Annotated in this window: 8 protein-coding genes and 3 pseudogenes; 5 read left to right on the forward strand and 6 right to left on the reverse strand. The window is 70.6% G+C overall.

All coding sequences use genetic code 11. From position 1 onward, the window contains the following. Nucleotides 1-56: 56 nt before the first annotated feature. Nucleotides 57-1510, forward strand: a pseudogene (locus ACZ8ZB_RS33730) (NF041680 family putative transposase). A 9-nt stretch (nucleotides 1511-1519) separates the two neighbouring features. Here the strand turns inward: ACZ8ZB_RS33730 and ACZ8ZB_RS33735 are convergent. The 3 genes from ACZ8ZB_RS33735 to ACZ8ZB_RS33745 are packed head-to-tail and all read right to left on the reverse strand — an operon-like array spanning nucleotide 1520 to nucleotide 4468. Next, nucleotides 1520-2395 (reverse strand): class I SAM-dependent methyltransferase, encoded by an 876-nt coding sequence (locus tag ACZ8ZB_RS33735; protein ID WP_470741344.1) that lies wholly within the window; start codon nucleotides 2393-2395, stop codon nucleotides 1520-1522. A 53-nt stretch (nucleotides 2396-2448) separates the two neighbouring features. After that, complete coding sequence (locus ACZ8ZB_RS33740) at nucleotides 2449-3708, reverse strand: hypothetical protein (protein WP_470741345.1); 1260 nt, start codon at nucleotides 3706-3708, stop codon at nucleotides 2449-2451. Nucleotide 3709: 1 nt separating this feature from the next. After that, nucleotides 3710-4468, reverse strand: a complete 759-nt coding sequence (locus ACZ8ZB_RS33745; protein WP_470741346.1) for an alpha/beta fold hydrolase — start codon at nucleotides 4466-4468, stop codon at nucleotides 3710-3712. A gap of 602 nt (nucleotides 4469-5070) precedes the next feature. Between ACZ8ZB_RS33745 and ACZ8ZB_RS33750 the strand changes: the two genes are divergently transcribed. Then, nucleotides 5071-5376 (forward strand): hypothetical protein, encoded by a 306-nt coding sequence (locus ACZ8ZB_RS33750; protein WP_470741347.1) that lies wholly within the window; start codon nucleotides 5071-5073, stop codon nucleotides 5374-5376. A gap of 417 nt (nucleotides 5377-5793) precedes the next feature. Further along, nucleotides 5794-5916, forward strand: a pseudogene (locus tag ACZ8ZB_RS33755) (IS5/IS1182 family transposase); the annotation flags it as partial. A gap of 398 nt (nucleotides 5917-6314) precedes the next feature. On the opposite strand, the gene ACZ8ZB_RS33760 reads toward ACZ8ZB_RS33755, so the two are convergent. From ACZ8ZB_RS33760 to ACZ8ZB_RS33770, 3 genes and pseudogenes are all read right to left on the reverse strand, one after another. Continuing rightward, the gene (locus tag ACZ8ZB_RS33760; RefSeq protein ID WP_398792237.1) at nucleotides 6315-6914 is read right to left on the reverse strand and encodes a GNAT family N-acetyltransferase; all 600 of its coding nucleotides are present in this window, start codon (nucleotides 6912-6914) and stop codon (nucleotides 6315-6317) included. 49 nt (nucleotides 6915-6963) lie between these two features. Further along, a complete protein-coding gene (locus tag ACZ8ZB_RS33765; RefSeq protein ID WP_470741348.1) occupies nucleotides 6964-8493 on the reverse strand; it encodes a carboxylesterase/lipase family protein in 1530 nt (509 codons plus the stop codon). Between the two features lie 523 nt (nucleotides 8494-9016). Then, a pseudogene (locus ACZ8ZB_RS33770) lies at nucleotides 9017-9728 on the reverse strand (IS6 family transposase). A 14-nt stretch (nucleotides 9729-9742) separates the two neighbouring features. On the opposite strand from ACZ8ZB_RS33770, the gene ACZ8ZB_RS33775 reads away from it, so the two are divergent. After that, the gene (locus ACZ8ZB_RS33775; RefSeq protein ID WP_470741349.1) at nucleotides 9743-10222 is read left to right on the forward strand and encodes an integrase core domain-containing protein; all 480 of its coding nucleotides are present in this window, start codon (nucleotides 9743-9745) and stop codon (nucleotides 10220-10222) included. A gap of 818 nt (nucleotides 10223-11040) precedes the next feature. Then, nucleotides 11041-14280 (forward strand): S8 family serine peptidase, encoded by a 3240-nt coding sequence (locus ACZ8ZB_RS33780; RefSeq protein ID WP_470741350.1) that lies wholly within the window; start codon nucleotides 11041-11043, stop codon nucleotides 14278-14280. The last annotated feature ends 9 nt before the right edge of the window (nucleotides 14281-14289 follow it).

The raw sequence follows: 14289 nt of genomic DNA on the forward strand, positions 1-14289 counted from the left end.
CTTCGCATGATCATGCGTTCCGCCACGGAACCACTGCTCATACGAAGGCCGCAGAGGTGAGCTTGCTGCATGACGACGCCCGGCACGACGCGTTCGACTTCACATCACACTTCCGGGAGGACTTCTATGCGTGCCTGACGCGGCGCGGCGACACGCTGCTCGAGCTGTGCGACGCAATGCTCTGCGAGGACGGACCGGTCACCTCGCCGGTGGAGCTGACGCTGCTGGCCGAGCACCGTCGCGGTCATGGCGCGTTGTACGACGCGCTGAACTGCGGCCGCGTCGACGCCACCGGGCTGCGGCGGGCCCTGGCCGTGCTGCCGCAGCCCAAGGCCGCCGACGGGCGGCTCGTCCTCGCGGTCGACGTGTCCAACTGGCTGCGGCCGGACGCCCCATGCAGCCCGGACCGCCTGTTCTGTCATGTCTACGGACGCAGCGGACGCTCCAGCGACCAGTCCATTCCTGGCTGGCCGTACTCGTTCGTCGCCGCCCTGGAGAGCGGCCGCACTTCCTGGTGCCAGCTGCTCGACGCGGTCCGCCTCGGCCCGGACGACGATGTCGCCGAGGTCACCGCCGCCCAGGTCCGCCGTGTGGTCACCGACCTGATCGAGGGCGGCCAGTGGGGGGTGGGTGACCCGGACGTCCTGGTCGTCTTCGACGCCGGATACGACGCCCCGCGCATGGCCTACCTCCTCGATGGCCTCCCGGTTGAGGTACTGGGACGGATGCGCCCGGACCGGGTGATGCGCAAGCCCGTCCCCGTGCCGTGGATCTCGCCACCGCAGGGCGGTCGGCCGCCCAAGCACGGCAAGGAATTCCGCTTCGCCAAGCCCGAGACCTGGGGCGAGTCGGACGCGGCGACGACGCAGGTCACCGACCGGTACGGCACTGCCCAGGTCATGGCCTGGACCGCATCCACCCCCGGCTCACCACCCGCTCCGCGTGGATCGACCACGAAGGCGAGCTCCCGATCCTCGAAGGCACGCTGATCCGCCTGGAGGCCGACCACCTGCCCGGCGGCCAGGACCCGCTACCGGTCTGGCTGTGGTCCTCGAAGACCGGGATGACCAGCGAGGACGTCGACCTGCGCTGGCAGGCGTTCCTGCGCAGGTTCGACCTTGAGCACACCTTCCGCATGATCAAGCAGACGCTCGGCTGGACGCGTCCGAAGCTCCGGAACCCGGAGGCTGCGGACCGGTGGACGTGGCTCATGATCGCCGCTCACACCCAGCTGCGGCTCACCAGGGAAGCCGCCGCCGATCTCCGCCGCCCCTGGGAGAAACCGGCCGAGCCGGCTCGGCTTACCCCGGCCCGCGTCCGCCGGGGGTCTCGAAACCTCCGCCCGCACCTGCACTGCCCCGCTCGTGCACCCAAACCATCAACACCCGCGCCAGATAGGCCACTTGGCTCGAAGAACCGTCGTCCCGCCACCCGCTACGACGTCGGCAAGACCACCAGACGCCCCGAAAGCATCACCGAGCGAAACCGGATCAAAGCTCGCAAAGGTTAAAGAACAAGCTTAGCGATGCTCGCTGTCGCCCGCCTCAGCGGCCTGTGCCCGCGGCTGCCGGGCGTTCGGACCGTTGTCCCCCATGACCCGCACGGCTCGGGGCCGACTCTCACTGAGGCGGTAGAAGTGGAAACGTGAGCCGGTGCGATGGGGTGGAAACGGTTTGGGGACGAGTGTGCGCAGGTGGACCGCGTTCCCGCACCAGGTGTCGAGGGAGCCGCGGACAACACGGTCACTGGTCTCGACCACCACCAGGCACGGCACGTGGTCGCGGGACCGCTGGATGTGCCCGATGATCTCGGGGACCGGGGGAGAGGTACGTGTCAGGTCGAGACCTTCCGAGGTGAAGGCCCGGCCCCAGGAGGGCTCCACGATGTAGACGTCACGCTCGCTGCGGGCGGGAAGCGCGCCGAGCAGGTCACGGTAGTCCGCATGACGGAGACGGACGGTAGAGCCGATACGGTCCAGATTGCCCCGGCCGGCCTCGTAGACGACCGGGTCGAGTTCGGAGGCGTATACGGGGCGGCCCAGGCAGCGGCCGAGGTGGTGACCGATGTTTCCGGAACCGCAGAACAGATCGACGACCATCGCCTCGCCGTCGGCCCCGGGGGTGATGGCCTCGATGTCGGCGACGACGCCGGCGATGGCTACGGGGTGAGGGTCCTTGGTGCACTCGACGGCGGTGCGGCCCAGGATGCGAATCTCCCGGGCGGCCATCTCGGGGGCGGGGATGCCGTAGAGGGACAGGGACTCGGGGCGGCCGCACATGAGGCGGCCCGCCTCGCACAACTGGTCCGTGGTCAGGAACCGGTTGCGCAGGGGGCCGAGCAGTCGGTTCCTGAGAGCGAAGTAGTCGGCGCGGGCGGGTTCTTCAGAGGCATGCAATCCGTCTCCAGGTGTCGGGAAGGCCAACCGCCGGGCTGGGCGCCGTCGGCCGGTCACTCGCTGCCCCGAGGAGGAAGGATCTTGGCCAGTACCTCGTGGACCGGCTTACCGCCGAGCAGCCGGCGTAGTTCCTCGACGCCGTGCCGCCGCTGCGCCGGGGTGAGCGAGACATAGTGCTCGATCCGCTCGTTGAACGTTCTGCGAAATACGGTGTAGAGCTCCTCGTCCTCCTGCACGCAGCCGGCGATCTCCACGAGGGCCGCCGTCCCGGTGAAGTCGTCCTCGGGCAACCGGTGGTGCGGCAGGACGTCCGCGAACCGGCCGGCGTTCCGGCCGAAGAGCGTGCCGTCGAGACTGCGCAGGGTGTAGACGTGCGCGTAGTGCTGCTCGTGGATCCCCAGCGGCAACCGGCCGAGGACCAACGACTCGTGGAGTGCCGTGAGCCCGGGGGCGAGCAGGTAGCCGGGCGTGCTCGCCACCGCCCGCAGCAGGTCGCGCTGCGGCAGGAGACGGCAGTCGGCCCGCCGGCCGGCCACCGAGACACTCCGCTCGCGGTGCCCGTCGAAAGGGCCGCCGCAGATCAGGACGTGCGAAAACCGGGGCCAGTCCCGCATCAGGTCGGGGATCCAGTGGTGAAGCAGCCGCAGGTAGTCGTTGTTGACGTCGAAGTCCAGGAGGAAGTTCTTGAACCCGCCGACGTTGATCAGCAAGTCGTACTTCGGTTCGGCGTTGAGCGGGGTGTTCCCCAGCCCTTCGAGGTCGATGATCGGGCCGGTCAGGTGGATCGCGGACCCGGCGCCCAGAGCGGCGAACTCGGCCAGGCGCTCGGGAACGCCCGGGAAGTTCTGCACCACGCTGTGCGTGGCGAGCAGATGGGCCGCGACGACGCGCTCATGCGGGGAGAGCGCGGCCAAGTGCCGGTCTGCCGCGACGTAGGAGGAACGTGGCAGGGTCGCGCACAGGTCGCGGATTTGGGCCAACGGCCGTCCGAGCCGCCAGAATCCGAACAGGCTGTCCACCATGACCACCGGACGCCGCGCGATGACGGACCGCAGGGCGAGGTCAGCGTCCATGACCGAGATCACCTGGTCGCCGGTCTCCAACAGGTCGTCGATCAACTCCGCCCCGGCCCTCCCGCGCGTCGCGTCGATCTCGAGGATGGCGTCGAAGGCGTCCGGGTTGCGACGCGTGAACGTCGCCGCCACACCGCTGCCGACGAACACCCGCTCGTGGTGGGAGAGCAGCCGGGAGACCGCGACGAGTTCGGAGGCTGGACCGAAGCCACAGTTCTGCGCCCCCATCACGATGCGCATGTCAGCCTCCCGCACCGGTGCGGAACGGAATCGCCGCGCCGGACGGCGCGGTGAACAGCCCGACGAGTCGCCTGGCGAACTCGGCCGGGTATCTCGCGTAGCCGACGTGGCCGCCGGGGAACAGCTTCCGTTCACAGCCGAGCCGCTCCGCCAGGACGACCGCGGGCCGGTGGACGGCGTGGGTGCGCGAGTCGCGACCGCCTGCGACGACGATACGGTCCGCCATCGTCACCAGCTTGCCGAGGTCGGGCACGAAGCGCGCGACCGGCCTGAGGGTGTGAGCCAGGAAGAACGCGGTGTTGTCGTGGGCCTCGGGCAGCGTCGGCGCCGGCCCGTCGCCGAACACGAGCTGGAGCTTGCGTAGGGCCGCCGCCACGCCTTCGCGGCGGAACGTCTCATGGACGTCGTCGAAGAACGCCAGATACTCCTCGGCATCCGGCAGCAGTCCCATCGCGGGCGGTTCGTGGGCGACCGTCAAACGGACCCGGTCCTGGCTGCGGACGGCGAGTTCGAGTGCGACGAGCCCGCCCGAGCAACTTCCGAAAACGTACGCGGATTCACCGGGTCCGGTGAGGTGGTCGAGCAGGCGGTACGCGTCGTCGGTGTACTCCTCGACCCGCTGGTCCGTCGGCGGACCGTCGAGGAGGCTGCGCGAATTGCCGCGCGGGTCGTATGTGATGACGCGGTGGTCCACGGCCAGGACGTCGGCCAGGCGTTTGAAGACGGCCGCGTCGGAGTTGCCGCCCGCGATGAGCAGCACTGGCGATCCCTCCCCGCGCACTTCGAAATGAAGCCTGGCGCCCGGTACCGCAAGTGTGCCGCTCTCCTGTGGATGCATCATCCTCCCGATCCGAAGCCGACGCGGTGCTCCAAGGGGCCGCGAAGACCACCCGCGGGGAGAAACGCGCGGAAACCCGCGTCCCGCTCGCCGCGCGCACGGCCCACTGACTCATACCCGCGTCCCGGGCGGCAAGGGGCGAACCGAACGCGCGGGGGCGTCGCTCAGCGCGCGGTCTTCACGGGGGAGCGCGCGGGGCTTCGCGTACCCCCTCACTGCTCCTGCGCGCTCGTCTCACGAACAGGCGTGCCGGGCATCACCCCTATCACGCCGTTCACCCCGAAGGAGGTCGTCTCATGTCCGTCATAAGATCACGAGCACGCTCGGCAGTCCTGGCAACCGTCGTCACCGTACTCTGTGCCGGCGCACTGGCCGCCGGGCCCGCCCGCGCGGAACCACTCGCGGTACTGCAGTGCCAGGGAACCGAGTCCGTCGCCTACAGGCCGGGGATCACCTTCCAACCGCGGGACGTCGACGTCACCACCGACGGGCGTCTTGGGTCGTGCGTCGACGGCGCGGGTGAGGTGACAAGCGGTGCGTACGGGGAGCGGTTCACCCTTCACGCGGGGTGCAACGACCTCCTCGGCGGATTCCAAGGCCCTCGGACCTTCACGTGGAGCACCGGCGACACCAGCGTCATCGAGGCCGAAGGCAGCAGTACCGCGGTTGCCGGGCAGGTGGTCACCACGCTCACCGGGACCGTCGTCCAGGGCCGCTTCCAGGGCCGCTCGGCGACCCAGGTCATCGTCCTTCCGCAGCCGGGACTGCTGCAGTGTCTGTCCACCGGTGTCACGGGCGCGACCGGAGTGACGACGCTCACCATCGTCTGAGGCCGCCGCGGCCGGTCACCGGACGCGGACCGATGGAGGAGGGGCAGGCCGACTATCCGGTTCCGGCCGTGGCGCCCGCCGCACGGGTTCGGGACGCGAGCGGTCCCGCCCCGGTGCCACCTTCTGTCCGAGCCGCCTCCCACCAGAAGGTTTTCTCGGCCCCTGAGGAGAGCCGATTGCCGGACACCGACGACGTGCGAAGAGTCCTCTCCGAGCTGGTCATCGAACAGGAACTCCTGCGCGAGGAGGCGCTCTTGCGCGCTGAAGTTTCTCCGTGATCTCGGACACGTGATCGTTGTGCCGCGAGTGGGCCCTCTCCAACCTGGCGGATGAGCACGTCAGTTTGGCTGGCAGGCAGATGAAGCCCCTGGCAGGTGGGTTTTCGACCAAGAAATCCGTCTCCACCACAGGCTTCGTGTGCTTGTCTGCCCGTCCGGCAACGACGTGTCCAGCTCTGCCCTGCGCTTCTTGTCCGCCAAGCTTCGCCGGCACCGCCGGGAGCTCGGCACCCGGTGGCGGCGTCTGAGCCCCGGCCGGCAGGTGCATGGCGGTCATCGCGAGGTCCGTCCGGATGCGGTGATGTCGCGGCCGGTCCATGACCGCAGCCGGACACCGTCTGATCTTGTGTGTCGTGAGGCGTTGGCGTGAGAGATCGGTTGACGCCTGCCGGTCGGCTCCTGGCCGCCCTCGTCCCTTTGCGTTGTGAGGGCTGCTCATGACGTGCTGGCCTGCTGGCTTGCCTTCATGTTCCTTTGAGGGGGCGATGGTGGTGGGCGGGAGGAGGCGGTGCTGGCGGAGGGTTTCGGTGAGGGGGGCCAGTGTCCGGTGGCGGTTGGTTGTGGGGTTTGTCCGGCGAGTTTGTGCAGGAGGCGGGCGCGGCCGCCGGCGTCAGGGCGGCGAGGTTCGCGCCCGCCGGGGGAGCGGTGGGGCCCGCTTGCTCAGCGCCCCGGCGACCGGGTCATGCCCCAGGTGAGCGGGCCGCCGTCGGGGAGCGGGACCTCGGCGGTCACGGTGAAGCCGAGGCGTTCGTAGAACCGCACGTTGCGCGCGTCGGAGGTTTCCAGGAAGGCCGGGAAACCCGCCGCCTCGGCGGCCTCCAGACCCGGCCGCAGCACCGCCGCGCCGCGGCCCCGCCCCTGGGCCTCCGGGGCCACCCCGACGGTGGCGAGGAACCACACCGGGTGCGTGGGGCGGTGGGGCGCGAGCGCCTCCTCGGCGGCCTCGTACGCCGCGGCGCGGTCGCCCGCCAGCTCCGGGAGCAGGGAGCCGATTTCGGCGAAGGCCGGAGAGGGGTCCTGCTCGGGAGTCGTCCAGGCGGCCACCGCCAGACGGTCGTCGGTGACCCAGGAACGGCCGTGGCGCAGCGCGACGCGCGCCAGGAACAGCTCCTGAAGACGGCGGACGCGCCGCTCGTGGTCGTCGGCGGCAACGACGTGCCGGGTGAACGGATAGTCCGCGAACGCGCGGGTCAGCACCTCCACGCACGCGGGTACGTCGTCGTGCGTGATGGGCCGCGTGGGCGGGGTGGTGACGGACATGGTCTGCTCCAGCTCGGGGATCGTCCAGGGCGGCGAGGGCGTCGGCCGGTCAGGCGGGCGCCGGGGCGGCGTCGCGCAGGCCGGTCCAGAGCCGGCGTTCGTCCGGCGCGGGGTCGTCGAGTAGGACGGGCGCGCCGTCGCCCAGACGCATGACGAAACGGCGTCCGCCGTACGCGGGCCAGTGCGGCAGGGCGCCGGCGGGTGTGGCCGCGGGCCTTCCCGTACGGGCGAAGGAGAGCCAGGCCCGGCGCATCAGGCCGGACAGTTCCGGCGGGGCGCCGGGGCCGGTGAGCGGAGAGTCCAGGTTGCCGAAGACGTATCCGACCTCGGCCATGTGGCAGGCGCCGAGGGCACCGTCGAGCGCGGGGGAGGGGCGGGCGAACTCGTACACATAGGTGTCCGCCCCGTGCGCGGCGCGGGACTCGGCCACCCGGAGCGCGGGAATGCGGTAGGCGTGGTCGCTCATGGCCGCGGACAGCAGGTCGCCCGGGGTCGCGTCGGGGTGCTTTGCGGAGTAGACCGCGCGGGCCCGCTCGGGGGCGAGCCCGAACCCGGCGAGGAACCCGGTCAGCACCTCGTCCGTGATCCTCGGTCCCATCCCCGACGGGACCAGGAAGAGCCGGAACTCGTCGCTGGTGGTGCCGGTGAGCAGGTCGATGTCGCGACCGGCTCCGCCGGCGATCGCGTCGACCGGGCGCTGCGGCAGGGTGGTTCCGTCCACGACGGGCAGCACGGTGGTGCCGCCGCCCGCCGACTCGCCCCACTGGGCGGGATCGGTGGCCCGGGCGATCTCCTGGCCCAGGGCGGCGTTGGCGGCGACGAGCCGCTCGGGCGGTACGACGGCCAGGCCCTCGCGCGTCGGCTCCGTCCCGGCGAGGGCGGCCAGCCGCTCGGTGATCCGGCGGGCGATGTCCTCGGGGTGGCTGTGGTGGCCGGCTCCGCTCTGCGTGATCGCCCGCCGGAACAGGCCCCGGGCCTGCGGCATGGCCATGAGCGTGGTGATGCCGATGGCCCCGGCGGACTGGCCGAAGACGGTGACGTTGTCCGGGTCGCCGCCGAACTGGGCGATGTTGTCGCGAACCCATTCCAGCGCGGCGATCTGGTCCAGCAGACCGAGGTTCGCGGTGCCGTCGGGGAAGAGCAGGAAACCCTCCGCACCGAGCCGGTAGTTGAGGGTGACGCAGACGGCGCCGTCCGCGGCGAGCCGCGTGCCGTCGTAAGAGGGCAGTGAGGCGGAGCCGTTGCGGAAGGCGCCACCGTGGATCCACACCATGACCGGAAGCCGACCTCCGGTAAGGCCCGGGGCCGGCGTCCACACGTTGAGGTTCAGACAGTCCTCACCGGTGCTCACGGCTTCTTCCAGCAGGGCGGCCATCGCCGGGTGGTAGCCGGGCTGCGGCGCGGCGGGCCCAGGGACGAGAGCGTCACGCACCCCGGCCCACGGCTGCGGCGGCTCGGGTGGCATAAAGCGCCGTGGGCCGAACGGCGGGGCCGCGTAGGGGATCCCCAGGAACGCCGCCACCTGGCCCTTCCACTGTCCGCGGATCGTGCCTGCCGGAGTGGGAACGGTGACGTGCATGGGACCTCGCAATCCATGATCTTGCCCGGTCATCCTTTCCGGCCGCCCTGGGGATGGACAAGTCGTTTACGGCCCGGTCGGACAGGTCACATCGGATCGGCCCGGCCTGTCGTGCCCCAGGCGGCAGACGGCCCTCTGCCGCCCTCGCCGATCCCGTCCGGGACTGCGTCATTAGGGCGAGCGGATGGTCGGAGGCAGTGCGACGAGGACGCGTGGAGTGTCGCTCGCCCTCACCGCGCCGAGCGCGGCTCGATAGCTGGCTTCGGCCTGCGCGATGCCGGCGCGTCCGCCGCACGTGATGGGCCGCGTAGCTGCCCCTGCCCACGGCGAGCGCCGTCAGGATGCCGGTGACGGCGACTCCGGCAGCGACGAGCGTGCTGACCCCTTCGAAGTCCATGCGCCGATCATGGCCGAGCCGCCAGTCGCACGAGGTCCGTTCTTCTGGACGGCGTTGTCAACTTGTCGGGTGAGGTGTCGGGTGGTGGTGTGTCAGGGCGTGATGGGGCCGGGTTCGGCTCCGTGTTCAGGGTGCGGTGAGCAGGCCGACGGCCCCGGTGATGTGGTTCCAGACGGTGAAGCGGTGGTGCATTTCGGTGTGGTGGTCGGTGGCGGTCATCAGGTGGCGGCGGGAACGGAAGTGGGGTGAGATCCCGCTGAACGCCGACAGGAACCGCTGGGCCGCGCCAGTGGAGCGGAAGCCCTTTCATCGCCCGTTCGCGCTGTCTCGTTGGTTGGTGGCTGTTCTCCGCCCGGTTGTTGAGGTCCGTGTGGGAGCGGTGCTCCACCGAGGGCATCACCTCGCGGTGAGCGGCGCCGTAGGAGCGGAGCTTGTCGGCGATGATTACCCGGGGCACCACACCGGTCTTCTTGAGGAGTGTGCGGAAGAAGCGCCTGGCCGCGGCCGTGTTCCGGCGGGACTGGACGAGGAGGTCGAGCACGCTGCCGTCCTGGTCGACCGCCCGCCACGAGTATCGCCGTTCCCCGTTGATGGTGATGAAGACCTCGTCCAGATGCCACTTGTCGCCGGGCCGGGGACGCCGACGCCGCAGTTCACGGGCATATTCGGGCCCACACTTCGCGCACCACTGCCGGACCGTCTCATGGGAGACGACCACGCCGCGGACGAGCATGAGCTCCTTGACCTCGCGAGAGCTGAGCGGGAAGCGGTGGTACAACCACACGCAGTGCGCGATGATCTCCGCCGGGTACCGGAACCCCTTGTACGACGGCGCCATGGCGTCCCCTCCCGGTGCCCAACAACCCGAGAATCGCCCCAGGGACCGAGCCCGCCGACCAAGTTGACAACGCCCAGGCGCGGAATCTCGCCGCCGAGCTGGGCATGCGCAGGGAGTCCGTGCGGTTCCTGCTGCGTGAGCGCGATGGCAGGTGCGGTGCGGCGTTCGACACGGTCTTCGAGGCCGAGGAGCCGGAGGTGATCTTGAATGCCCCGCGGGTTCCTCGGACGAACGCCCACTGCGAGAGGATCATCGGCGGCATCCGGCGCGAGATGCCCGACCACGTCCTGATCGTGAACGAGGCCCACGCCCGCCAGGTCCTGGCCGCCTACCGGCGGCACTGCAACGCCCACCGGCCTCACCAAGCCCGCCAGCAACTACCGTCTGATGCCAAGGAACGGCCCGGTGCCACCGTGCACGACCTCAACGCCCGCCGAGCGCCGCGGACCCAGATCCTCGGCGGCGTGATCAGCGAGTACCGCTGTATCGCTTGACCGGCAGCGATGACTTCTCGAGCGGCACAGGCGGCACCGGACCGCCGCCCATCTGGTTACCCTCGTCGACCAGGACAACCGCCCCACCGCGCCCGCGGCCAACGGCTTCCGCGTGGAGAACGGCGGTGGCTGGACCGACGCGGCCCGCGCACGTTGCGGGCCGTCGCCAACCGGGTGCGGCGGTGACGGCAGGGCCACACGGCGCGCGAGGGCCTGCTCACGCCGACTACCGCCACGGTGTGCAGTGGGCACGACGGACGGGAATGCGCGGTCGGTGAGATCGTCCGTCGGCGCGGCAGGCGCATCTTTGGCCGACGTGGCCGCGGTCGCCTGCCGTCGGCCAAGTGGCGGTCCCCGGACACATCCTCGGATCGGCCGATGCGGTTCCGTTATCGTCCGAGCCGGGTCCGGTCACACGGCGGACCTAGCCTCAACGACCGTGATCGCTCAGCACGCGAGGTCTTCGGCATCCCGGTCCCGCGGCCCGGGCGGTCTGCCTCCGGCGGCGGACCCACTGCCGGCCTGTCCAGGCCGACAGTGGGACGGCGTGACGTTCCAACCCCGGAGTCATCGTGGGGCGGGCCTGTGCGCTCCAGCCCTTCATTCCTTCATCCCCCGACGAAAGAGATGGCATGAATATGTCCTTACCTCCCGGCAGACGAATACGTGCGGCCGCCCCGCTGGGGGCTCTCGCCATGGCCGCCGTAGTCACCGCGACCGGGATGCCGGGGGTGGGCCAGGCCGTCGCCCTGACCCCTGACGCTCCGGCAGGCTCAGGGAGGACCCTGTCCGTTACGGGGGCGAAGAGCGCCAAAACGGTGACGCTGATCACCGGCGACAAGGTGTCGATCGCCGCGGACGGCTCTGTCGCCGGGATCGAGAGGGCCAAGGGGCGCGAGGGCGCGTCGTTCTCGGTCCGGAAGGTCGACGGGCACAGCTTCGTCATACCGGGCGACGCGGCGCCGGCTGTCGCCCAGGGAAAGCTCGACCGGCGGCTGTTCGACGTGACGCAACTCGTCGCGTACGGGTACGACGACGCGAGCCGGTCCGACCTGCCGCTGATCGTCACCTACGCCGGGGACGAGACACCCCCCGCGAGCGCCTTCCGCGACGCACGGGCCAAGGCCGGCCAGGAACTGACCAGCGTCAACGGCGTGGCGCTACGGGCCGACAAGCACGGCCACTCCGCGTTCTGGGACACCTTCACCGACGGCGGGGACGGCGGACAGGGCACGGCGCGGCTGTCCGGATCACCGGCGGTGAAGAAGGCGGTGAAAGTCTGGCTGGACGGCAAGCGCCAGGCCAGCCTGGACAAGAGCGTGGCCCAGACGGGCGCGCCGACGGCCTGGGGCGCCGGGTTCGACGGCACGGGCGTCAAGGTCGCCGTGCTGGACACCGGCGTCGACGAGACGCACCCCGACCTGGCGGGCCAGGAGATCGCCGAACGGAACTTCTCCGACGCCGAGGACAGCGTCGACCGAGTCGGCCACGGCACCCATGTGGCCTCGACGGTGGCCGGTACGGGTGCCAGGTCGCAGGGCCGGTACAAGGGCGTCGCGCCGGGCGCGCGCATCCTGGACGGCAAGGTCCTGGACGACAGCGGCGGCGGCTGGGATTCCGGCATCATCGCGGGCATGGAGTGGGCGGTCGCCGAGGGCGCCCAGGTCGTCAACCTCAGTCTGGGCGGCACCGACACCCAGGGCATCGACCCGCTGGAGGAGACGGTCAACCGTCTCTCCGCCGAGACGGACACGCTGTTCGTCATCTCCGCGGGCAACGCGGGCGAGGACGGCGAGAGCACCGTCGAATCGCCCGGCAGCGCCGAGTCCGCGCTGACGGTCGGCGCGGTCGACAAGGCCGACGAGCTCGCCGACTTCTCCAGCCGCGGCCCGCGAGTCGGTGACGGAGGAGTCAAGCCGGACCTGACCGCACCGGGCGTCGACATCACGGCTGCCGCCTCCACCGCGAGCGGCATGGAGCAGGTGTTCCCCTCGGGGACGCCCGGTTACGCCACCCAGAGCGGCACGTCGATGGCCACTCCCCATGTCGCGGGCGCCGCCGCCATCCTGGCGCAGCAGCACCCGGACTGGACCGGCGAGCGGATCAAGGCGGCGCTCACCGCTTCCGCTGAGCCCGGCCCGTACAGCGCGTACCAGCAGGGCACCGGCCGCACCGATGTGGCCCGGGCGATCGGGCAGACCGTCGTCGTCGAGCAGGGGCCGATCGGCTTCGGCCGCCCGAAGTGGCCTCACACCGATGACCAGCCGGTGACGAAGGAGATCACGTACCGCAATCTCGGCACCGAGCCGGTCGTCCTGGACCTGGCGATCGAGGCGCTCGGGATGGACGGCGGGCCCGCCCCCGAGGGCATGTTCGAGATGTCGTCGCGGCAGCTCACCGTTGCGGCGGGCGGTGCGGCGAGCACCACGGTGACCGCCGATACGCGCGTCGGCGGCGAGGCCTACGGCTCGTACGGCGGCTCGGTGACCGCAGCCTCGGCCGACGGCCGGATTCAGGTGCGCACCGCCTTCGGCGTGGAGCGCGAGACCGAGTCGTACGACCTGACCATCAAGCACCTGGACGACGACGGCAAGCCGACCGGCAAGGGTTTCACGACGATCCATGGCCGGGACCGCGACTACTACCAGGAGTTCGCCGACGCGACGGACGGCGAGATCACGGTGCGCCTGCCCAAGGGCGGTTATGCGCTCACCGGGATCCTCAACGCCGGCGGCGAGTCCGCCGCCCCCGACTCCCTCCTCCTGGCCCCGGCCCTGCAGCTGACCAAGGACACCACGGTCGTCATGGACGCCCGGGAGGCCAAGCCCACGCGCATCACCGTCCCCGACGCGGGAGCCGAGAACCACCACGCCCAGCTCATCCCGGGCTACACCCGCTCCGACGGGCAGCCCCTGGGCTTTATGCCGTCCATCTTCGACTTCCCCGATTTCCAGAGCTTCAAGGTCGGTCACATCGGCCCGGAGGCGCCGAAGGACGCGGCATACGCCCAGTACAGCGGTTTCTGGACACGTCAGCCGGCCGACGGGCGCGCAGTGAACTACCGCCTCGCGTGGAACCGTACGGGTTCGCTCGGCGGCTTCACCGCCGACGTCCGGCGCGAGCAGCTGGCCGAGATCGACTTCGCGGCCGGCAGGCCCGGCCCTGAGTCAACCGCGCAGGTCGCGGTGACGCCCCTGACACCCATCGGCGAGTTCGCGGCCGACTTCAGCACCCCCACCCAGCGCCAATTGCCGCTGCGGACCTCTGAATACGTCCTCGGCAACGGCGTCAAGTGGTCCTACTCCGTACACCAGTGGGAGTCGGGGAACTCGCAGCTGGGAAGGTTCACGGCGTACCAGCCGAAGAAGAGCTACACCGCGCGGTTCAACGTCGGTGTCTTCGGTCCGCTCCTGCCTCCGGGCGAGGGTGAACCGCGGTGGGGGCGTCCCGGGATCGCGCGGAGCGGGAACACGATCAAGGCGCATCTGCCCATGTTCGGCGACAGCGACGGGCATGAGAGCAGCAGCGGCTACACGGAGCTGGAGAGTTCGCTCCGCGCCGACGGCGAAGAGATCCCCGCCGAGGGCGATCCGCTGGACATCGCCGAGTACACCGTCCCCGCCGGGGACGGCCGGTACGAACTGAGTGTCGACGCCTCCCGGGACCCCGAGCTGCTCCCGGTGAGCACCCGCGTGCGGGCACAGTGGACGTTCAGGTCGGCCGGCGTGTCCGGGGACAGTTGGGCCCGGCTGCCGCTGTCCGTGGTCCGCTTCTCCCCCGAGCTGTCACTGACCAGTACGGCGAAGGCCGGCGAGAGGTTCCAGGTGCCCTTCACCGTGGAGGGCGCGGCCACCGCTCGGACAGCCAAGAAGCTGGAGTTCGAGGTGTCCTATGACGACGGCAGGACCTGGACCAGGGCCAGAGCCGTCAACGGCACCCACCTGTCGCTGAACCACCCCGCGAAGCCGGGCACCGTCTCGCTGCGTGCCAAGCTGACCGACCGTGACGGCAACACCCTGGTCCAGACGATCGACCGCGCCTACCTCACGGTCCGGTAGGGCGAGGAC

This window comes from Streptomyces sp. 12E (assembly GCF_055633275.1).